Raw genomic sequence first — 22,430 nt, 5'->3', positions numbered from 1 at the left:
GGTAGGCTTTTTCTGTACGCTAGGATTGGCGATAAGAAAATTGTAAAGGAGCATGTAAAGTGAAAAAAGAAACAAAGCAACTATTATCAATTGGCGGGTATATGGCAAAATGGTTGCTCATTACCGCAATTATTGGTTTATTTATGGGGGCGTTATCCGCCTTTTTCTTAAAGAGTCTCACCTATGTAACAGATGTTCGTTTAGCAAATCCTTGGTTACTCTTTATCCTCCCCATTAGCGGTGTCGTTTTTACGTATTTCTATACGCGTTTTGGGAAAAATGCTAGCCGAGGAAATAACTTAGTGATTGAACAAGGCAATGGCGGGGAAGAAGATATTCCCTTGCGCTTAATTCCTTTAACATTGTTTGGCACGATTACTACGCACTTATTTGGTGGTTCTGTTGGTCGTGAAGGGACGGCGGTGCAAATGGGGGGCGCAATCGCGAATGCTGTAGGAAAAGTCTTTAAACTGTCCGCTTTGGAACGACAAGTAATTATTATCAGCGGAATTAGTGCAGGTTTTAGTTCTGTTTTTGGCACACCATTAGCGGGAACCGTTTTCGGATTAGAAGTTTTGGCGATTGGAAAAGTTCGTGCAGAGGCACTTTTCCCAAGTTTTTTTGCAGGCTTATTTGCTAATTTTGTGACTGAAAGTTTTGGTGTAACACATACGCATTATCCGATGGGCAAAATTCCGACTTGGTCGGTTGAACTATTTGTAAAATTATTTTTGGCATCGATTTGTTTTGGTTTGGCAGGTTGGGTTTTTAGTCGTTCCATTGTCTTTTTAAAAAAGACCTACGCAAATTGGTTTGCTAATGTCTACCTTCGTGCGTTTCTTGGCGCTGCCATTGTCGTTCTGTTTGTGCTCGTCTTAAACAACCAACGTTATTTAGGCTTGAGTTTACCTTTATTAGAAGATGCTTTTGCAGGCAATGCGCAGCCTTTTGATTTTGTTGGGAAATTATTCTTTACGGTGTTATCCTTGGGTGCCGGATTCCAAGGAGGAGAAGTGACGCCATTGTTTGAAATTGGGGCTACGTTAGGTAGTTCTTTGGCCTCTTTGTTACATCTGTCAATTCCTTTTTTAGCAGGTTTAGGATTTATTGGTGTTTTTTCTGGCGCCACGAATACGCCGATTGCTTGTTTCATTATGGGCATTGAACTATTTGGTAGTGACGCGGCGGTCTATTTTTTCATGGTCTGCTTAATCAGTTTTATGTGTTCTGGGAATAGTGGTATTTATGCTTCGCAACAAAGTTTGTATCGTAAAGGAACAGCAGAATATCCTCTCTTTAATGCATTAAAAAATCGACGTAAATAAGATGTTTTTCTATGAAAATATGCTAAACTAGAGAAGACGAGGTGAAGACATGAAAGACTATCAATATCCATTAGATTTAGATTGGACAACAGAGGAAATGGTGATTGTCACAAATATGTGGACAGCAGTTGAGCAAGCCAATGAAACAGGCTTACCTGTTGAAAAATTTTTAGCAACCTATGGACAATTTAAAACGGTCGTTAAAAGTATCGGTGAAGAAAAACGCTTAGGTCGTGAATTTGAAAATGCTTCAGGATATTCATTATATCGCACGCTTCAACAAGCCAAAAAACAGGGAAGCGGCAAACTAAAGCTGGGGGATGATTAGATGACAGAAATGCAAAAATTTGTTCAAACAATTCAACGTTGGCTTTTTGAAGCAGCCGATGTGATTCGCATGAACTTGGAATCAGAGTTAACCGTTCAACAGAAAAATGGCCGCACCGATTTAGTGACAAATATGGATGAACAAACCCAAGAATTTTTAATGCATAAAATCCAATCAAATTTTCCCGAAGATCAAATTTTAGGGGAAGAAAAAGGCTACAATACTTTAAAAAGTTTTGCTGGTCGCGTGTGGATTATCGATCCGATTGACGGCACAATGAATTTCGTGATGGAAAGAGAAAATTTTTGTATTATGTTAGCTGTTTATGAAGAGGGCATTGGTAAATTAGGCTTTATCTATGATGTGATGCGAGAAGAACTTTATTGGGGCGGCAAAGGTCTTGGCGTTTATCGGAATAATCAAGTATTAAAAGCGCCTACTATGAAAGCTTTGGCAGATGGATTATGGGGCATGAACGCTTACATGCATGGAAAAAATATTCATCACGCAACGGACATCGGACAAGCCAGCATGGGCGTGCGTATTAGCGGTTGTGCAGGCTTGGAAATTATCGCCATGTTAAAAGGCAACCATCATGGCTATTTATCTAATCTAAGTCCTTGGGATTATGCAGCAGGCTTAGTACTTTTGGAGGAGTTCGGGTTTAAATACTCTGGTATTACAGGAAAACCATTAACTTTTGCTGGTCGTGAATACTTTATTGCAGCAACTCCTGAAACCTATGATGAAGTATTTACCCGATATTTAAATGAATCGGAATAATCAAAGAAGAGCGTTGCTGAAAGGTAAGGCTCTTCCTCTTTTAAAAGAGAAAAATTTGTAAAAAAATGTCCTTGTTTTCAGAAAAAGCCGAATAATTTCTAAAACTTTCATTATTTTTGCAGGCGAAAGCCTTTTTTTAATGAAAAAAGTTTGCTATAATAAGCAGTCGGCTTTTATGGACTTAAGTAACATAAGCGTATATAGATAAGGAGCAATTAAATTGAAATACAGAGATGATATTCGTAACGTGGCAATTATCGCCCACGTTGACCATGGTAAAACAACCTTAGTAGATGAACTTTTAAAACAATCTGACACTTTAGATGGACACACACAATTACAAGAACGTGCAATGGATTCAAATGCACTTGAAAGTGAACGTGGAATTACTATCTTAGCAAAAAATACAGCCGTAGATTATAACGGTACACGTATCAACATTCTAGATACACCAGGACACGCGGACTTCGGTGGTGAAGTAGAACGTATCATGAAAATGGTAGACGGTGTTGTTTTAGTTGTCGATGCGTATGAAGGAACAATGCCTCAAACACGTTTCGTATTGAAAAAAGCATTAGAACAAAAAGTAACACCAATCGTGGTTGTTAACAAAATTGACAAACCTTCTGCTCGTCCGGAACACGTAGTAGATGAAGTTTTAGAGTTATTCATCGAATTAGGCGCAGACGACGATCAATTAGATTTCCCAGTTGTTTATGCTTCTGCTTTAAACGGAACTTCAAGTGAATCAGATGATCCAGCAGATCAAGAGCCAACAATGGCCCCAATTTTTGATAAAATTATTGAACATGTGCCAGCTCCAGTTGATAATTCAGACGAACCACTTCAATTCCAAGTATCATTACTAGACTACAACGATTACGTTGGACGTATTGGGATTGGCCGTGTGTTCCGTGGCACAATGAAAGTCGGCGACCAAGTTGCTTTGATGAAATTAGATGGCAGCGTGAAAAATTTCCGTGTAACGAAAATTTTAGGTTTCTTTGGCCTACAACGTGTGGAAATTGATGAAGCAAAAGCGGGCGATTTAATTGCCGTTTCTGGAATGGAAGACATTTTCGTTGGGGAAACAGTTGTAGATGTTCACAATCAAGAAGCATTACCAATTCTACACATTGATGAGCCAACCTTACAAATGACTTTCTTAGTTAACAATTCTCCTTTTGCGGGACGTGAAGGAAAATACATCACTGCTCGTAAAATCGAAGAACGTTTAATGGCTGAATTACAAACAGACGTATCTTTACGTGTTGATCCAATTGGCCCAGATTCTTGGACTGTATCAGGCCGTGGCGAATTGCATTTATCAATTTTAATTGAAAACATGCGTCGCGAAGGTTATGAACTACAAGTTTCTCGTCCAGAAGTTATTGAGCGTGAAATTGATGGGGTTAAATGTGAACCATTTGAACGTGTTCAAATTGACACACCTGAAGAATACATGGGCAGCGTGATTGAATCACTAAGTTTACGTAAAGGCGAAATGCAAGATATGATTAATGCCGGTAATGGACAAATGCGTTTAATCTTCTTAGCACCAGCTCGTGGCTTAATTGGTTATTCAACAGAATTCTTATCAATGACTCGTGGTTATGGTATTATGAATCACACCTTCGACCAATACTTACCAATGATTCAAGGAACGATTGGCGGCCGTCATCAAGGTGCGCTAGTTTCAATCGATACTGGTAAAGCAACGACTTACTCAATTATGAGTATCGAAGAACGTGGTACAGTTTTCGTTGAACCAACGACAGAAGTTTACGAAGGAATGATCGTTGGAGAAAACAACCGCGACAACGATTTAACTGTTAATATCACAAAAGCTAAACAAATGACTAACGTTCGTTCTGCGACGAAAGACCAAACATCAGTCATCAAAAAACCGAAAAAATTAACGTTAGAAGAATCATTAGAATTCTTGAATGAAGATGAATACTGTGAAGTAACACCAGAAAGCATCCGTTTAAGAAAACAAATTCTTAACAAAAACGAACGCGAAAAAGCAAGCAAGAAAAAGAAAAAAGCTGAATAATTTTTCGACAATTAAACATTTAAACCAACTATGCTCGTTTTACTACGAAAATAGTTGGTTTTTTTAATGAAAAAAATGGATTAATACGTATTTTAAGATAAGGATATTTTTTTATGTGTGGATAACTACTCGTTATCCACAACAAGCAAATGTCACTATTTTTAAAAGCTTTTGATAGCAAGCTTTCAAAATTTTTCATTCTTTTTGATGTTTCACGTTAACTGGTGTTTCACGATTGTGTCTTGTTTTAACACACCTTGTTCCTGTTAGATTAGCGTGTTAAAATGACTTGTAGAACAAAGATTGGAGCGCAATAAATGAGTGCATTACAAGAATTATTAAAAGATACATTTGGCTATGATGATTTTCGGCCAGGACAAGAAACGATTATTCGTCATGTATTGCGACAAGAAAATGTCTTAGGCATTATGCCCACAGGTGGAGGCAAATCAATTTGTTATCAGTTGCCAGCCTTACTTTTGGATAATTTAACATTGGTGATTTCCCCATTAATTTCTTTAATGAAAGATCAAGTAGACGCCCTGAATTTAATGGGGATTCCAGCTACATATATTAATAGTACCATTTCTTATCAAGAGATGAATCATCGTATTCAATTAGCGGTTAACAAAGAAGTCAAGCTATTGTATGTTGCGCCAGAGCGATTAGAATCTTATGATTTTCAACAGATGCTGACACATGTACCGATTGATTTATTGGCAGTAGATGAGGCACACTGTATTTCACAATGGGGTCATGATTTTCGTCCAAGCTATTTGCGTTTAGCAGAGATTATCGATCAATTTCAACAGCAACCAACTGTGATTGCACTAACAGCTACAGCAACGCCACAAGTAGCGGAGGATATCGTCAAGCAATTAAGAATTCCATCAGAAAATGAAATAAAAACAGGATTCGCTCGAGAAAATTTATCTTTTCAAGTCGTGAAAGACCAAAATAGAGACGTTTTTCTTTTGGAATATTTAAAGATGAATACTGGGCAATCAGGTATTATTTATGCAAGCACGCGGAAGGAAGTTGAACGAATTTATCATTTATTAGAAAGTAAAAAAATTGCGGCTGGGATGTATCATGGGGGCATGAGTGAACAGTTGCGCAGTGAAAATCAAGAAGCGTTTTTGTATGATCAAGTGCAAGTGATGGTAGCGACTAATGCCTTTGGTATGGGGATTAATAAGAGTAATGTACGTTTTGTCATTCACGCACAAGTACCAGGGAATATTGAATCTTATTACCAAGAAGCCGGCCGAGCTGGTCGTGACGGTCTGCCTAGTGATGCTGTGTTAATGTTTGCTCCACAAGATTTACAAATTCAACAATACTTTATTGAACAATCTGAAATGACCATTGATTATAAGCAGAAAGAGTACTTGAAATTACGGGAAATGTCACAATATGCGAATGCACAAATGTGTTTACAAAAATATATTTTACGCTATTTTGGTGAAGAAGGGACAGACTGCGGTCGCTGCTCGAATTGCTTAGATAATCGAGAATTAGTCGATATTACGGTCGATGCCCAAAAAGTCTTGTCTTGTGTAAAACGTATGGGGGAACGTTTCGGTAAGGGTTTAGTTGGTAAAGTCTTGACTGGCTCAAAAGATCAAAAAATTGATCAATGGCATTTTGATCGGTTGCCAACATACGGACTAATGAAAGGTCGCACCCAAAAAGAAGTCACACAGCTGATTGATTATTTGACAGCAGAACGTTATTTAATTCCTTCTGATGGGCAATTTCCGTTATTATCAGTCTCGACAGAAGGTGTTCAGGTGCTCTTAGGGGAACGGAAGGTCTTCCGAAAAGAAGACCAAAAAGTTCGAAAAGTAGCAGTGGATGATGCCTTGTTTGAACGATTGCGCGAATTACGTATGGACATGGCTCAAGAAGCAGGCGTGCCGCCATATGTAGTCTTTTCCGATAGTACACTTAAAGAAATGTGTGAAAAACTACCGCAAACAACGATTCAATTATTGCAAATAAAAGGGGTCGGTCAAAATAAATTAGATAAATATGGCACCGCCTTTTTAGAAGTAATTAAAGAATATCAAGAGATAAAAAAATGACATAGTTTGTTATTTTATTTAAAATTAAAAGCAGGAAATAAGAAAAAAGTCTTTTAATGTATTTGTTGTTGTATTGATAAAATAAGCTTGTTATATAAAGAGATTTCTTGCTTAATATATTGCTTGGTTTTAGAAAATTTCTTAAAGGAAATTTTCTGAAATCATCATGTATCTAACTGAGAATTATGTTATAATTATTTAATTAAGATAGGGAGGTTCTGTACAAATGGACGAAGGAATTTCAAAGAAATTTGCCATTCAATTATTAGAAGACGATGCAGAACGCATTAAAATGCTTATTCGTAATCAAAAAAACAGTTTGTGCATTTCTCAATGTAAAGCATTTGAAGAAGTGGTGGATACACAAATGTATGGTTTTTCAAGACAAGTGACCTATGCGACCCGTTTGGGGATTTTAACTAATGATGAAGGACATCGCTTACTAAGTGATTTAGAACGCGAATTGAATCAATTATATACAGATGTTTATGAAGAAACACAAGAAAAAAACGAGATTGGCAAGGAGGGTTAAGCTTTGCCAAACAAAGTAAAGAAACGGCATTTGCTAGACTATAGTATTTTTATTCCATATTTAATTTTAAGTATCGTGGGATTGATTATGGTATATAGTTCCACATCCGCATTACAAGTAATGAAAGGTTTTTCACCTACCTCATTCGTTATTAACCAGGTTGCCTTTTGGGTAGTAGGGTTAGTTGCAATGTTTTTTATTTATAAGATGAAAACATCCGTTTTCCAGAATCGAAGTTTTATCATGTTTGCCATTGCAGTAATTACGGTTATGGTTTTAGCCGTTCGGATTCCTGGTATCGGGAAAGAAATTAACGGCGCACGTGGTTGGATTGAGATTGGTGGATTTTCGATGCAACCAGCTGAGTATTTAAAAATTATGGTTGTTTGGTATCTGTCTTATATTTTAGCGCGGCGACAAAAGACAATTAATGGAGGTATGGATCAATTTAAACAAGCTGCTGGGCGGCCGTTAATGCTCGTTTTTGTATTAATTGCTCTAGTTGCCATCCAGCCTGACTTCGGGAATGCGGCCATTTTAACATTAATTACCATCGTGATGGTTTTAGCAAGTGGGATTAATTATATGTATACCTACTTGGTCGGTGGCTTGGGTATTTTAGGTAGTATCACGGCAATTCAGTTATTAATCATGTCTAAAGGAAAAATTTTCCCAGCGCGTTACCAATATATTTATAATCGTTTTGCTGTTTTTAAAAATCCATTTTTAGATGAACGGAACTTAGGGCATCAGTTAGCTAATTCTTATTATGCAATTAGTAATGGCGGCTGGTTTGGTAAAGGTCTAGGGAATAGTGTTCAGAAAAAAGGCTTTTTACCTGAAGCACATACGGACTTTATCTTTGCGATTACTTTAGAAGAGTTAGGCATTATCGGTGGTCTAGCGATTTTAGGATTGTTGATGTTTATGATTGCGCGAATTATTTTAGTCGGTGTACGCTCGAAGAAACCTTTTAATTCACTAATGTGTATTGGAATTGGTACAATGTTATTAATTCAAGTCTTTATTAATGTTGGTGGGATTACTGGGATTATTCCCTTAACAGGAATTACTTTCCCGTTCTTGAGTCAAGGTGGGAATAGTTTGCTGATTATTTCGATTGCTGTGGCCTTTGTCCTAAATATCAGTGCAGATGAAACACGGCAGAAATTAGAAAATGAGTACTATTTATCTTTAGAACAGAACCAATAAATTTGAAGGAAATTGATGGTAGGAGTGACGTTATGAAAAAGGTATTAGTTGCCAATCGTGGCGAAATTGCGATTCGAATTTTTAGAGCTTGTACAGAATTAGATATCCGTACAGTAGCGATTTATGCTGCAGAAGATGAGTATTCTGTTCATCGTTTCAAAGCAGATGAAGCGTATTTAGTTGGTAAGGGGAAAAAACCAATTGAAGCCTATTTAGATATTGAAAATATTATCCAAATTGCCAAAAAATCGGGAGCAGATGCCATTCATCCTGGTTATGGCTTTTTATCTGAAAACTTGCACTTCGCCGAACGTTGTGAAGATGAAGGCATCATTTTTGTCGGACCTAAAACACATCATTTAGATATTTTTGGCGATAAAATTAAAGCAAAAGAAGCAGCTGTAGCTGCAGGGATTGCTTCGATTCCAGGCTCAGATGGTCCAGTAGCAACGGTGGAAGAGGTCGTAGCCTTTGGCGAAACGCACGGCTTTCCTATCATGATTAAAGCAGCTTTAGGTGGCGGCGGTCGCGGGATGCGCGTTGCTCATGATGCTAAAGAAGCACGAGAAGGTTACGAAAGAGCAAAAAGCGAAGCGAAAGCAGCCTTTGGTTCTGACGAGGTTTATGTTGAAAAGTATATTTCTAATCCTAAACATATCGAAGTACAAATTTTAGGCGATCATCATGGGAATGTCTTGCATCTATTTGAACGTGATTGTTCCGTTCAACGGCGCCACCAAAAAGTGGTAGAAGTCGCACCATGTGTATCGATGAATGAAGAGCAACGAGCATCTATTTGTTCGGCTGCTGTACAGTTAATGACGCATGTCGGCTACGTGAATGCGGGAACGGTTGAGTTTTTAGTAGAAGGGGACCAGTTTTATTTTATTGAAGTGAATCCGCGTGTTCAGGTAGAACATACTATCACAGAAATGATTACAGATATTGATATTGTGATCTCTCAATTACAAATTGCGCAAGGGCTTGATTTGCATAAAGATATGCATTTGCCAAAACAAAACGAATTGACATTAAAAGGCGCGGCTATTCAATGTCGGATTACGACTGAAGATCCACTGAACCAATTTATGCCAGATACAGGGAAAATCGATACGTATCGTTCACCAGGCGGTTTTGGTGTGCGGTTAGATGTAGGGAATGCTTATTCTGGCTACGCTGTGACGCCATACTTTGATTCTTTATTAGTTAAAGTCTGTACGCATGGTTTCTCTTTTGAACAGGCAATCAGTAAAATGCAACGCTGCTTAAAAGAATTTCGGATTCGGGGTGTGAAAACAAATATTCCGTTTTTACAAAATGTTGTGAGCTATCCAGCGTTTCAATCTGGCGAAGCAAAAACAACCTTTATTGATAATACACCTGAATTATTTGAATTCCCTCGTATGCGTGATCGTGGCAATAAAACGATGAAATACATTGGAGAAGTAACGGTCAATGGGTTCCCTGGCATCGAAAGAACGGAGAAAAAATATTTTGAAGCTCCGCGTGTGCCGACAGATATTGAAGTTCCAGAAAAAGTGCTTACAGCTAAAAATATTCTAGACGCTCAAGGAGCAACCGCCGTTATCGATTGGGTTAAAAATCAAGAAAGCGTGTTAATGACAGATACCACGTTTCGTGATGCGCATCAAAGTCTATTAGCTACTCGTGTGAGAACACAAGACTTTAAAGCGATTGCTGGTCTAACTGATGCAGCCCTGCCTGAGCTGTTTTCTAGTGAAATGTGGGGTGGCGCTACGTTCGATGTTGCCTATCGCTTCTTAACCGAAGATCCATGGCAACGTTTAAGAAAAATTCGTCAGTTGATGCCAAACACACTTTTACAAATGCTGTTCAGAGGATCTAATGCGGTAGGCTATCAAAATTATCCTGATAATGTTATTGAAGAATTCATTAAAGAATCTGCTCGCCAAGGAGTCGATGTTTTCCGGATTTTTGATAGTTTAAACTGGATTCCTCAAATGGAAAAAAGTATTCAAGTCGTTCGGGATACTGGAAAAATTGCGGAAGCAGCAATTTGTTATACTGGGGACATCAATGATCCAGCCCGAGCAAAATATAATGTTCAATATTACCTTGATATGGCTAAAGAATTGGAAAATTTAGGCGCACAAATCATTGCGATTAAAGATATGGCTGGCTTATTGAAACCACAAGCTGCCTATCGTTTAATTAGTGAATTAAAGGCAGCCACGGATTTACCAATTCATCTACACACTCACGACACTAGTGGCAATGGGATTATCACTTATTCAGCAGCTACTAAAGCGGGCGTTGATATTGTTGACGTTGCAATGAGTGCGATGAGTGGCGCAACTAGCCAGCCAAGTATGAACAGTTTGTATTATGCTTTAGTCAATGGTGAACGAACACCAACTATTAACATTGATAATGCGCAGAAAATCAATCATTATTGGGAAGATGTGCGCATGTATTACCAACCATTTGAAAATGGGTTAAATGCACCGCAAACAGAAGTCTATATGCATGAAATGCCTGGTGGTCAGTACTCTAATCTGCAGCAGCAAGCAAAAGCGGTAGGCTTAGGGCACCGTTGGGATGAAATCAAAAAAATGTATCACACAGTGAATTTAATGTTTGGCGATATTGTAAAAGTGACACCATCTTCAAAAGTCGTGGGAGACATGGCACTCTTCATGGTTCAAAATCATCTGACAGAACAAGATGTTTATGCGCGTGGCGAAGAACTAAGTTTTCCTGAATCAGTTGTGACTTTTTTCCAAGGCGATTTAGGTCAACCAGTTGGTGGGTTCCCGAAAGAGCTCCAACGAATTATTCTAAAAGGTCGACCAGCTTTCACCGAGCGGCCAGGTGACTTAGCAGCATCTGTTGATTTTGCGAAAGTACAAGAAGAATTAGCTGAAAAAATTGGGTATCAACCTAAATTGGAAGAAGTTTTAAGTTATTTAATGTATCCACAAGTATTTTTAGAGTATCGTCAAAAATACGAAACTTTTGGAGATATAACCTTATTAGATACGCCAACATTCTTTAATGGTATTCGTCAAGGAGAGACATTGGAAGTTCAAATTGAACGAGGAAAAACGTTAATTATTCGTTTAGATGAAATTGGCGAACCTGATATTGACGGAAACCGTGTCTTGTTCTTCAATTTGAATGGGCAACGTCGTGAAGTTTTAGTTAAAGATGCCTCCATTAAGTCTGCTGTTCAAGTAAAACAAAAGGCGGAACCAACTAATAAAGAACAAATCGGCGCAACGATGTCTGGTTCTGTTCTACAAGTATTGGTCAAACGTGGCGATAAAGTAGAAAAAGGTCAGCCGTTGCTGATTACAGAAGCCATGAAAATGGAAACGACTATCGAAGCACGTTTTGCGGGCACGGTAGATCACATTTATGTTGAAGAAGGCGAAGCAATCAGCTCAGGTGATTTGTTATTAGAAGTGAAAGAAAAATAAGATGAGAGGGGAAAAAATGAAGCGATTTTGGGCCTTTACTGCTGTTTTTTTTACAGTTCTACTCATTGGATATTTAGAGCCAGTTTTTTTCCCTGCTGAAAAACCAACCGAAACAGCTCAGAGTGGGCGCTTATCCAGCGCTCACACCGCTGTTCCTCATGAAGAATTGCCAGCTTCTGGCTACGCAGTATACATAGGGAAAGATGTGGAAACCTTTATCCGCCAGTTTGGCAATCCTAAAGAAAAAATTAAAACAGGTCGTACGTATGAATTATGGACGTTCGGTTTGACGATGAATGATTACTTAGAAGTCAACGTTCGAGAAAATAAAGTCATCGCAATTAAGGCCTTCAACAATAACCAAATGATAGAACCGTTTAAGATAGATATGAAGCTTGCTGACTTGTCTGATTTAATGACGATTTATTCGAATTTTGCATTTAATTTTCATCATGAAGCTTACGATGTCGAGCTGATGGAAGAAGATATGAACTATCGACCATTGGTTGCTTTTGATAATGGCAGTTTTGCAGTGTTATTTTTTAATCAGCGGACAGGAGGTTTAATGGCAGTTAATTATGTCAACAAAGAGACATTGCTCACAGAAATGCCTTATCAATTAAATGAAGGTTCTCCTTTGCCAGTAGATATAACGCAGTCAATGACCTTCGATCCTGTTCAAAGTAACCAAGCGATTTATGTCATGAATCTGGTTAAACACCAAGAAAATCAAGTTGCTTTTTCAGTTTCCACACAAAGTCAAAAAAATGCCCAAACATTGTATCAAACAATGGCTGACCATACACCAACAATTTTGTCGGCAAATCGACAAGCGGAATTGTTACAAACGAGAGAGGAACATACAACCATTCATCCCTTTCAGTTGACTAAGGACGAATTTTCTTTATTAGTTAAAACGAGTAAACTTTCGTTGAGAGAGACGGCAGGTATTTTCCAAGAGCCTGTTTATGATAGTACCTTTACTATTTTGTCATGGTTTTCGGACCCGCAATATGATAGCTATTTTGCTGAGTCAGAAACGACAGAATTGGGCGTTGCCTTTTCTAATGAAGGTGTGTTAGTCTTATTAGAGAAACGACCAGAAAATAGGCAAATCACGGAGAGTAGTGAAAAGTTATGATTGTGACAGAACATTTATTTGCAATTGAAGATCAAACAGAATGCTTAATTTCAGCACTTTTAGAAAGTGATGCTGTTCAAAACTATAAAGAAACAAAAAAAGCCATGTATGCTTCGGCGGAAGTTGCTCAGTTACAAAAGGCATTTTTAGAAGCTAAGTCAGCTTTTGAACGAGTAGAAGCTTATGGAATTCATGCACCCGACTTTCGGGAGAAACAACGAGCCCTACGTAAAGCAAAGCGGGCGCTTGATTTAAATGAAATCGTTGCAAACTATCGTTTTGCTGAGACAAACGTTCAAACGTTGTTAGATACAATTGGTTTAAAGATTGCGCAACTAATTTCTGAAGATATTAAAGTAGATGCTGGAAATCCTTTCTTTGAACGAGGAAAGAAACATTCAGGTTGTGGAGGAAGCTGCCATGCAAGCTAAAGAAGAAAAAGAATTTACGCTTCAAGAGCGTCGTTGCCTAATTGTTTGGGTATACACATTAAAACCGTTAAAACAGTTACGCCGATATGGACTGATTCACTATGTTTCACGAAAAATGAAATATGTGGTGATTTACATGAATGAAGAAAATATTGAAAGTAACATGGAAAAAATTAATCAGTTACATTTTGTTCGTAGTGTCGATAAATCGTATCGACCAGATGTCGAAATGAATTTTGCTGAAAAAATTGGTACCAAAGCGGCTTATCAAGAACAAGAAGATGATGGCTATGTAGTAGAGGAATTATCTACAGAGATTCGCTTAGCAGAGAATGTCTAATGCAAAAGAGTGAGAAATGTTATGAGAAATTTCAAACATTTTTCACTCTTTTTGTTATAATGAATTATAAAAGAATGATTGATAAAGGAGTCGAAACAATGCGTGTTATTTCTGGAGAATATGGTGGCCGGCGCCTGAAAGCGTTGGATGGCGACAATACTAGGCCCACAACAGATAAAGTAAAAGAATCTATTTTTAATATGATTGGTCCATATTTCGATGGTGGAATGGCGCTGGATTTATATTCAGGAAGTGGCGGGTTAGCGATTGAAGCCGTTTCTCGTGGGATGGACAAAAGTATTTGTATTGAAAAGAATTTTGCTGCACTAAAAGTAATTAAAGAAAATATTGCAATCACAAAAGAACCAGAAAAATTTGAAGTTAGAAAAATGGATGCTAATCGTGCCTTAGAACAGTTTTATGAAGAAAAGTTGCAATTTGATTTGGTCTTATTGGATCCGCCCTATGCCAAACAAGAAATTGTTTCACAATTAGAAAAGATGTTAGAACGACAGTTATTCACAAACGAAGCCGTTATCGTTTGTGAAACAGATAAAACTGTCAAGTTACCGGAAACGATTGGTACACTAGAAAAAATAAGAGAAACCGTTTACGGAATCACTCAAGTAACGATTTATCGTCAGGAGGCGTAGGATGCGTAAAATTGCTCTATTTCCAGGAAGCTTTGATCCGATGACAAATGGTCATTTAAATTTGATTGAACGCAGTGCGAAGTTATTTGACGAAGTCATTATTGGCGTTTTTATAAATACAAGTAAGCAAACATTATTTACGCCAGAAGAGAAAAAATATTTAATTGAAGAAGCAACTAAAGAAATGCCAAATGTGCGTGTTATTATGCAAGAAACCCAGTTAACTGTGGAAAGTGCAAAATCATTAGGGGCTAATTTTTTGATTCGTGGCATTAGAAACGTCAAAGACTACGAGTACGAGAAAGACATTGCTAAAATGAATCAACATCTAGCGCCTGAAATTGAAACGGTTTTTCTATTAGCAGAAGAATCATATGCACACGTAAGTTCCAGTTTACTAAAAGAAGTTTTACGTTTTGGGGGCGATGTGTCTGCTTACCTTCCTCCCAATATTTATCACGCGTTAAAACAAAAGAAGAATGACTGGAGCTAAAATAATGAATAAAAAAACAGAAAAATTTTCGTTTAAATCACTCATTCCAATGGTATTGGCATTGCTGCTAATTGGTTTGTTTATCGTCCCAATTCCTTATTATATTGAAGGACCAGGAACGACAGAAAATTTAAAAGAGTTTGTAACTGTTGATGGGAAAAAAGATACGCAGTCAGGTGCTTTTTATTTAACAACGGTGGGCATTCGTTCGGCCACTATTTTTTCTGCCATAAAAGCAAACTTTTCGGATTTTCAAGAAGTCATGTCCAAAAAAGAATTAATGGGAGATAGTAGTAATAGCGAATATAATCGAATTCAACAATACTATATGGATTCCTCAAAAAACGCCGCAATTGAGCAAGCCTTAAAATTAGCGAAGGTTCCATATGAGATGAAATTTAAAGGCGTCTATGTGTTAGCGATGGAAGACAACTCAAGTTTTAAAGGAAAAATTGAAGTTGGCGATACCGTGACAGGCGTGGATGGTAAATCTTTTAAAAGCAGTGAAGAATTAATGAATTACATTAAAGCACAAAAAGTGAATCAAAAAGTCACTGTTCAATTTATTCAAGATGGCAAAACAAAAGAAGCGACCGGCAAATTAATTGAATTGCCAACAGATAAAAAAGCGGGGATTGGTATTGGTTTGACCGATCATACAGAAATTGATTCTTCTATCCCAGTATCTATTGAAGCGGGTGATATTGGTGGACCATCGGCTGGTTTAATGTTTACTTTGCAGACCTATGAACAATTAAGTCATAAAGATTTACGTAAAGGTCATGAAATTGCTGGAACGGGTACGATGAACAGTCAAGGAATCGTTGGTAGAATCGGAGGCATTGACAAAAAAGTTGTAACTGCCAGTGAGAACGGCGCAGAAATTTTCTTTGCACCTGATGATGAAATAACTTCAGAAATGAAAAAAGTTGAGCCAAAAATCAAATCGAATTATCAAGAAGCACAAGAAGCTGCGAAAAAAATTGGGACAAAAATGAAAATTGTCCCAGTAAAAACGGTTCAAGATGCCTTGAACTATCTAGAGAAATTAAAATAAAAGTACGCCTGGACCAAAAATTACTAGTGATTTTTGGTCCAGGTGCATTTTTTTGTTAAAAAATGCGTAATTATATTTTGAAGGGAGGACAAACGATGGATTGGTTGAAACAGTTACCCAAAAAGTGGCTATTGCTAGGTAGTGGCGCGTCTATAGTTATTTTGATAACTCTATTAGTGGGCATTTATTTGATGGTTAATAAGGAGCCACGAGTAGACACCACAATGTGGGAGGAGACAAGTCTGACCACTACGGCAGAGGTCGCCACAGATGCCACAAAAGAAAGGGCAGAAACAATGATCTATGTTGATATTAAAGGCGCAGTGAAAGTACCAGGAATCTATCAACTAAAAAATCAGCAGCGAATTTGGGATGCTTTAGCTTTAGCTGGAGGCGTGAGCGAGGAAGCTGATACTGCCCAGGTCAATTACGCGCAAAAAGTAAAAGATCAAATGATTATTTACGTGCCCAAAAAAGGAGAATCAGTGGCACAGTCATTAGAAACGCTGCAGGAATCAGCATCTGCTCAGCAAAATCAGGAGGAAAAAATCAACCTTAATACGGCAACAGAAGCAGAGCTACAAACGATTTCAGGAATCGGTGCGAAAAAAGCACAAGAGATTATTCGCTTTCGTGACGAACAAGGACCGTTTAAAACCGTCGAGGAACTGAAAAATGTTCCAGGTATTGGAGAGAAAACAGTAGAACGTTTAAAAGACATGTTGACAGTGACTGGCTAACTTTTAACAGAAAATTCCTGAGAATTCTTGACTATGGGATGCGGATAACATACTATTTGTAATAAGATTAAATGATTTGGCAAATCGAACACAGGAGTCATTAAAAATAAAGGAGGTTTATTATGGAACGAATTCCATGGGACCAATATTTTATGGGACAAAGCGTCTTATTATCATTAAGAAGTACTTGCACACGGTTAACTGTCGGAGCAACCATTGTTCGCGACAAACGAATTATTGCAGGAGGTTACAATGGTTCAGTCAGTGGCGGAACGCATTGTATTGATGAAGGATGTTATGTTGTTGATAATCATTGCGTTCGAACAATCCACGCAGAAATGAATGCAATTTTACAATGTGCGAAGTTTGGCGTCCCTACAGAAGGGGCAGAAATTTATGTGACACATTTCCCTTGTCTGCAATGTACAAAGATGATTTTACAAGCAGGGATTAAAAAGATTTATTATTTAAAGGATTACCGTAATGATGAGTACGCCCTAAATTTAATTGAACAAGTAGGTGCCACGGTTGAAAAAGTGACTTTAGTACCAAAATATTTTGCCGAATTACAATGGGGAGAAGAATTTGCCACACTTGAGGACAATCCTTCCTCAGCTGAGGAATAATTGGTTCTTCGTAGCTCTGCTGACTAGTTGTGGGCTGTGGTGTTTTTTCGCACCTAGTTTATTAGGAGTTCTTCTTCTTTCTATCACTGTTATCCGTATTGTCTGTACAAAAAGTTTTCCTGCTATATTGGGAGGTTTTTTGTGCATTTTAATAGTAGGAGGCGTATTGATTTTCCAGTGGTTAAAGCCAGTCTCTTTGTTGCCTAAAGAAGTCCGATTGTCAGGACAGCTAACGATATTGCCAGATGAAATACAAGTAGATGGCGATCAGGTAAAATTTCCTGCCAATTGGATCGTAAAAGGCAAAAGGCAGAAAGTGATGGCATTTTATCAATTAAAAAGTGTGAAAGAAAAACAGCAATGGCAACAACTAACCACAACCATTCAGGCAGCCGCTGTAGGTATTTTAGACTCGCCCCAAGGTCAAACCAACAAAAATGGCTTCAATTATCAACTATTTTTGAAGAATCAAGGAATCGAAGCTATTTTATTCATTGAGGAGATAGGACAACCACGTTCCTTTTTTTCTTGGCGGTTTAAAGAAATCATTAGCGGCTGGCGGAAATGGGCGATGGTACATATTCAGAAAAATTTTGGTGATACTAGTGCAATGTACATGAATGCGTTGCTTTTAGGTTTTCGTAATGAAGAATTTGCTGAAATAAGCGATAAATTTTCAGCATTAGGCATTTTGCATCTTTTTAGTTTGTCAGGGATGCATGTTTCTTTTTTCCTTCGTTTATTTCGCTTGCTAATGCTAAGAATTGCTCGCCGAACGCAAGAAAGTTATTTTTTGTGGCAATGCGTTTTTTCAATGATATATGCTGGTTTAACAGGATTCTCAGTCAGTGTCATGCGGGCGCTTTTACAAACAAACCTCAATACGTTCAATCAACGGTTTAATTGGCAGGTACCGGCCCTCGATTGTTGGAGTTTAACTCTCTTAGTGCACTTGATTGTTCAGCCAACCCTCTTTTTTTCAGTCGGCGGTCAATTTAGTTACTTACTTTCCTTTGTTCTGCTGTTTTTAGAGCAAACATTGGTTGGTTATTCTTCGTCTTTCATTAAAAATTGTTTAGGCTCTTTCCTATTGGCTGTGGCTTCCTTACCTATTTTAGTCCAATCATTTTATGAATGGCCCTTGTTAGGGAGTTTCTTAACCTTTCTCTTGTTACCAATTTTTGAACGGTTCTTGTTACCGCTTTTGACGTTGAGCTTTTTTCTAGTGATTATTATGCCAGCACGCTATTTAGCAGCCTTGCTCGAACCACTATTTTTAACAATGAATGGCTTATTTGAGTGGGTGCTAGTTCACTTAAATCCGAAGCTGACCATCGGCTATTTAAATTCTTGGATACAAATTAGTTTGTTATTACTAATCGGACTTTCAATGATTTATTTAACAGACAAGTCTAAAAAAATTTTTTTCTCAATCGGACTACTAATTGTTTTGATAAATAGTAAATACCTTTCGCCAATTGGCATTGTTGCAATGATCGATGTAGGCCAAGGGGATAGTTTGTTTATCCAAGCGCCTTTTCACAGAAAAAATACACTGATCGATACAGGGGGTCGGTTGTCTTTTGACAAAGAAGCTTGGCGGCAACGGAAAAATAGTCGATCAGGAGCGGAATATTCAGTGATTCCTTTTCTCAAAAGTCAAGGGGTCAAACGTTTAGATGAAGTGATCATCACACACGCACATGAAGACCATTTTGGCGATTTATTAGCCATTGCGCAGAAGGTTCCAATTTCTGTTCTTTATTTTCCTAAAGGAGCAGCTGAAGCCAATTTTTCGTTTCGCCAAGTCTTGAAACAACTCCAAAAAAGCGGGACAGACTGTCGGCCAATTTTAGCGCCCAAGCGAATTAATGGGCCCGTTTCTTTTCAAATTTTATCACCAAATAAGAGCAGTATTGGGGGCAATAATGACTCGATAGTGTTTTCCACACAATTAGGCGGACGGCATTTTTTATTTACTGGTGACTTGGAAGCCGAGGGAGAAGAACAAATGTTGGCTCGCTATCCCCAGTTGAAAATCGACATCTTGAAAGTCGGTCATCATGGTAGTAAAACGTCGTCTACTAAAAGATTTATCAAACAGCTTAATCCGCAAGAAGCATTGATTTCAGCTGGACTGAATAATCGTTTTAAACATCCTCATCAGGAAACATTAGCGACGCTGGAGGAGCAAAAAATTAATTATTATCGGACCGATTTTCAAGGAATGATTTATTATCAATGGTTACCTTGGCAAGGGCTTTCTAAAGCCAAATTTGTTAAAGAACAAGACTAGTATTTCCAGAAGTAACATGATAGGATAAACAAGAGAAACGAGAAAAGGAGCGAGCCAATGGAGTTACAAAAAGCTTTGAAAGAAGTGCGAGAGCAAAAAATCGCTCCAGTGTATTTATTAATAGGAACAGAACTTTATTTAACTGAATTATTTAAAACAACATTGATGAAAGAATTGTTGACGGAAGAGGATGATCAATTTAACTTTTTCTCATTTGATATGGAGGAAACACCTTTAAGTGCAGCGATTGCTGAAGCGGAAACAATTCCGTTTTTTGGTGATTATCGCCTTGTCTTTGTGGAAAATCCTTACTTTTTAACTGCCGAAAGAAAAACAAACGGTGTGGAACATGATGTCAATCTTTTATTGAATTATTTGGAAAGTCCATCACCAACAACTGTTCTTGTTTTTATGGCCTCTTATGAAAAATTAGATGAACGCAAAAAAATTACCAAAGCATTGAAAAAAAATGCCACAGTAGTTGACGTCAATCCAATGGATGAAAAGGCTATTCGTCAGTACATTTCTCAAACGATTGAGAGCGAAGGATACACTATTCGCTCCGATGCTTTTGATTTATTACTTCAATTGACAGACTTGAACTTATCAAAAATTATGGGAGAATTACAGAAGCTGTATTTATATGCCCTTGAAACGAAGACAATTACACGAGGAGCGGTTCAAGAATTAGTCCCTAAGTCTTTGGAACATAATGTTTTTGACTTAACCAACGAAGTTCTTTCTGGCAACAGTGAAAAAGCTGTTCAATTGTATGAAGATTTACTTTTACAAGGAGAAGAAACCATTAAGTTAAATGCAATCTTATTGAATCAGATTCGCCTTTTTCTGCAAACGAAAATTTTGGCTAAGATGGGTTATCAACAAGCGAATATCGCTGATACATTAAAGGTTCATCCTTATCGAGTCAAGTTAGCGTTACAACAGGTCCGACGATTTGAATTGTCTCGATTAGAAAGACTTTATGATGAATTAGTTGAAAATGATTATCGCATGAAAACGGGCCAAATGGATAAAGAATTACTATTCCAATTATTTATTTTAAAATTGACTGCACAAGTAAAATAAGAAAATGCCAGAGGCAATCGTCATACAACGATTGCCTCTGGCATTTTCTTATTATTTAGCTCCTAATAGTTCTTCTTTTCCGTGAACAAGCTGTGTCAACATGGCACAGAAAGGTGTTGCTACGTTGTATTTTTGTCCTTTGCGCCAAACGGCACCATTAATGTAATCAATTTCTGTGAGACGATGATTTTTAATTAAATCTTGATACATAGACGGATAGTGCAAGCCAATACCGTTTGGATCATAAGTTTGAGCAATATGTGTATAGACTTCTGCTTGATCTAAATGAATGGCTTCTTTTTCTGCGACTGCTGCAAATTCACTGATTAATGTTTTAACAAGGGATTCACTAACAGGTAATGCACCAAATTCGGCAATATTACAATCAAGGATTGTACACAAACCATTTAGCGTGCCATTGACACAGGCTTTCCGCCAAATAGAGTAGCGAACATTGCTACTATAGCTTGGATTTAAACCAGCTTTTTGGAAGACATCAACGACTTCTAAAGCAAATTCTTTACCAGAAGGATCAATATTTTCTAATTCAATTTCGCCATCACCTAAAAGTTTAACACGTCCCGGTCCTTCTAAACCAGCTGTCCACATGGTAATGCCGACCAAGATGTTTTCTTTTGGCACATATTTTTCTAGTACATCTTCATGACCTAAGCCATTTAATAAACATAGTACATACGTTTTTTCAGTAATCATTGGTTGAATCGCTTTAAACATTGCATCTAATTGTTGTGCTTTGGTTAAAGCAATAATTAAATCTACTTGTTCATTTTGATGGTCAATTTCTTCTGGTGAGAAGATTGGTAGTTTTGCGACAACTTCTTCTCCATTAAAATCAGCGATTAAACCATTTTTACGAATGGCTTCAATGTGCGCGGGCCATTGATCGATTAAAGTTACATCATTTCCGCCTTGATGCAACATAATTCCTAAACGGCTGCCCATAGCGCCGGCACCAGCAATTGCAATTTTCATGTGTATCCATCTCCTTAAAAGTTCTTTAACCGTTATTATTATACAGCAACTTTCCTAAAAATGAATAAATGGGACTTGCAAATTTGTTATTTTTTAAATGTTTCCTAAAAAGTAAGGATTGCATCAAATGGTAAAGTAAGCTAAAGTAAAGCGTGGAAAAGTTTATAAATGAAAGTAGAGGAATCGTTAATGACGAAAGAAAAATTTTGTCGAGAATCACGAGTGATTCAAACACATCGTGTATTTCCCTTTGATTTAAATCCCTTTGGTGCACTATTTGGTGGGAAATTAATGTCTTTAATTGATGACGCCGCATCCATTTCCGTTTCACGACATTGTCGGAGAGGGGCAGTTACAGCATCTTTAGATAACTTAAATTTTTTAAAACCTTTAAAAGAAAATCACTCAGTGTGTGTTGAAACGTTTGTTTCTGGCGTGCATCATAAATCGATGGAAGTATTTGTTAAAGTTGTAGGAGAAGATTTAACAACTGGAGAGCGTTATTTAGCGGCGACTTGTTTTACAACTTTTGTAGCCATTCCGTCTCATATGAATCCCGAAAGTGACTTCCAATTAGCGGCAGTCGTCCCAGAAACTGCAGAAGAAAAGTTGATTTGTTCAAATTATGAAACGAGAAGACAACAACGTTTAGCTTTGCGAGAAAAGACTAAATTATTTAGTCAACATCTCACAACAGATTTACCGTGGATTGATTCACCTTTATAAAAAAATGTCCGAGTCTTTGTGAAAACAGACTTGGACATTTTTTGATGAAAAAAGAAGCTAACAT

General features: G+C 37.6%; 20 protein-coding genes. 19 read left to right on the top strand and 1 reads right to left on the bottom strand.

The features are described 5' to 3' along the window. The first annotated feature begins 59 nt into the window (after positions 1–59). From IGI87_RS09845 to holA, 18 genes are all read left to right on the top strand, one after another. Complete coding sequence (locus IGI87_RS09845; protein WP_438736863.1) at positions 60–1,325, top strand: voltage-gated chloride channel family protein; 1,266 nt, start codon at positions 60–62, stop codon at positions 1,323–1,325. A 49-nt stretch (positions 1,326–1,374) separates the two neighbouring features. After that, positions 1,375–1,653, top strand: a complete 279-nt coding sequence (locus tag IGI87_RS09840) for a UPF0223 family protein (protein ID WP_104854956.1) — start codon at positions 1,375–1,377, stop codon at positions 1,651–1,653. Continuing rightward, positions 1,654–2,436 (top strand): inositol monophosphatase family protein, encoded by a 783-nt coding sequence (locus tag IGI87_RS09835; RefSeq protein ID WP_104854957.1) that lies wholly within the window; start codon positions 1,654–1,656, stop codon positions 2,434–2,436. It begins immediately after the preceding gene. Between the two features lie 220 nt (positions 2,437–2,656). After that, positions 2,657–4,492 carry a translational GTPase TypA gene (typA, locus tag IGI87_RS09830; protein ID WP_002356682.1) on the top strand — a complete coding sequence of 612 codons (1,836 nt, stop codon included), beginning with the start codon at positions 2,657–2,659 and terminating at the stop codon, positions 4,490–4,492. A gap of 317 nt (positions 4,493–4,809) precedes the next feature. Beyond that, positions 4,810–6,579, top strand: coding sequence for a DNA helicase RecQ (gene recQ / locus IGI87_RS09825; protein ID WP_010817514.1), 1,770 nt, complete (start codon positions 4,810–4,812; stop codon positions 6,577–6,579). Positions 6,580–6,805: 226 nt separating this feature from the next. After that, positions 6,806–7,111 (top strand): YlaN family protein, encoded by a 306-nt coding sequence (locus tag IGI87_RS09820; protein ID WP_002356684.1) that lies wholly within the window; start codon positions 6,806–6,808, stop codon positions 7,109–7,111. Positions 7,112–7,114: 3 nt separating this feature from the next. Continuing rightward, positions 7,115–8,323 (top strand): FtsW/RodA/SpoVE family cell cycle protein, encoded by a 1,209-nt coding sequence (locus tag IGI87_RS09815; RefSeq protein ID WP_002356686.1) that lies wholly within the window; start codon positions 7,115–7,117, stop codon positions 8,321–8,323. Positions 8,324–8,355: 32 nt separating this feature from the next. Continuing rightward, on the top strand, positions 8,356–11,784 hold the full coding sequence (locus IGI87_RS09810) for a pyruvate carboxylase (RefSeq protein ID WP_438736861.1): 3,429 nt from the start codon (positions 8,356–8,358) through the stop codon (positions 11,782–11,784). 16 nt (positions 11,785–11,800) lie between these two features. Then, positions 11,801–12,925: a CAP-associated domain-containing protein gene (locus tag IGI87_RS09805; RefSeq protein WP_438736859.1), complete on the top strand. Its 1,125-nt coding sequence runs from the start codon at positions 11,801–11,803 to the stop codon at positions 12,923–12,925. After that, on the top strand, positions 12,922–13,356 hold the full coding sequence (locus tag IGI87_RS09800) for a YlbF family regulator (protein WP_002356689.1): 435 nt from the start codon (positions 12,922–12,924) through the stop codon (positions 13,354–13,356). Before IGI87_RS09805 ends, IGI87_RS09800 begins: the two co-directional genes overlap by 4 nt. Next, the gene (locus IGI87_RS09795) at positions 13,346–13,696 is read left to right on the top strand and encodes a YlbG family protein (RefSeq protein ID WP_002359714.1); all 351 of its coding nucleotides are present in this window, start codon (positions 13,346–13,348) and stop codon (positions 13,694–13,696) included. The genes IGI87_RS09800 and IGI87_RS09795 overlap by 11 nt, the downstream gene beginning before the upstream one ends. Before the next feature lie 59 nt (positions 13,697–13,755). Then, on the top strand, positions 13,756–14,349 hold the full coding sequence (gene rsmD, locus IGI87_RS09790) for a 16S rRNA (guanine(966)-N(2))-methyltransferase RsmD (protein WP_113794766.1): 594 nt from the start codon (positions 13,756–13,758) through the stop codon (positions 14,347–14,349). A 1-nt stretch (position 14,350) separates the two neighbouring features. Continuing rightward, positions 14,351–14,842, top strand: a complete 492-nt coding sequence (gene coaD, locus IGI87_RS09785) for a pantetheine-phosphate adenylyltransferase (RefSeq protein ID WP_438736857.1) — start codon at positions 14,351–14,353, stop codon at positions 14,840–14,842. Beyond that, on the top strand, positions 14,829–15,899 hold the full coding sequence (locus IGI87_RS09780; protein WP_002394720.1) for a SepM family pheromone-processing serine protease: 1,071 nt from the start codon (positions 14,829–14,831) through the stop codon (positions 15,897–15,899). Before coaD ends, IGI87_RS09780 begins: the two co-directional genes overlap by 14 nt. Before the next feature lie 62 nt (positions 15,900–15,961). After that, positions 15,962–16,639 carry a helix-hairpin-helix domain-containing protein gene (locus IGI87_RS09775; protein ID WP_431447749.1) on the top strand — a complete coding sequence of 226 codons (678 nt, stop codon included), beginning with the start codon at positions 15,962–15,964 and terminating at the stop codon, positions 16,637–16,639. A 122-nt stretch (positions 16,640–16,761) separates the two neighbouring features. Continuing rightward, the gene (locus IGI87_RS09770; protein WP_002395327.1) at positions 16,762–17,265 is read left to right on the top strand and encodes a ComE operon protein 2; all 504 of its coding nucleotides are present in this window, start codon (positions 16,762–16,764) and stop codon (positions 17,263–17,265) included. Positions 17,266–17,299: 34 nt separating this feature from the next. Next, positions 17,300–19,561: a DNA internalization-related competence protein ComEC/Rec2 gene (locus IGI87_RS09765; protein ID WP_438737423.1), complete on the top strand. Its 2,262-nt coding sequence runs from the start codon at positions 17,300–17,302 to the stop codon at positions 19,559–19,561. 57 nt (positions 19,562–19,618) lie between these two features. Continuing rightward, positions 19,619–20,647, top strand: coding sequence for a DNA polymerase III subunit delta (gene holA, locus IGI87_RS09760; protein ID WP_431447746.1), 1,029 nt, complete (start codon positions 19,619–19,621; stop codon positions 20,645–20,647). 51 nt (positions 20,648–20,698) lie between these two features. On the opposite strand, the gene IGI87_RS09755 is transcribed toward holA, so the two are convergent. Then, a complete protein-coding gene (locus tag IGI87_RS09755; RefSeq protein WP_078126961.1) occupies positions 20,699–21,640 on the bottom strand; it encodes a ketopantoate reductase family protein in 942 nt (313 codons plus the stop codon). Between the two features lie 168 nt (positions 21,641–21,808). On the opposite strand from IGI87_RS09755, the gene IGI87_RS09750 reads away from it, so the two are divergent. Beyond that, entirely contained in the window at positions 21,809–22,366 is a 558-nt protein-coding gene (locus IGI87_RS09750; protein WP_438736854.1) for an acyl-CoA thioesterase, read from the top strand. The last annotated feature ends 64 nt before the right edge of the window (positions 22,367–22,430 follow it).

This window comes from Enterococcus sp. DIV1444a (assembly GCF_051712125.1).
Lineage (GTDB): Bacteria > Bacillota > Bacilli > Lactobacillales > Enterococcaceae > Enterococcus > Enterococcus faecalis.
Note: the sequence above shows the minus strand (reverse complement) of the source record. Positions and strands in the feature narration are given on the sequence as shown.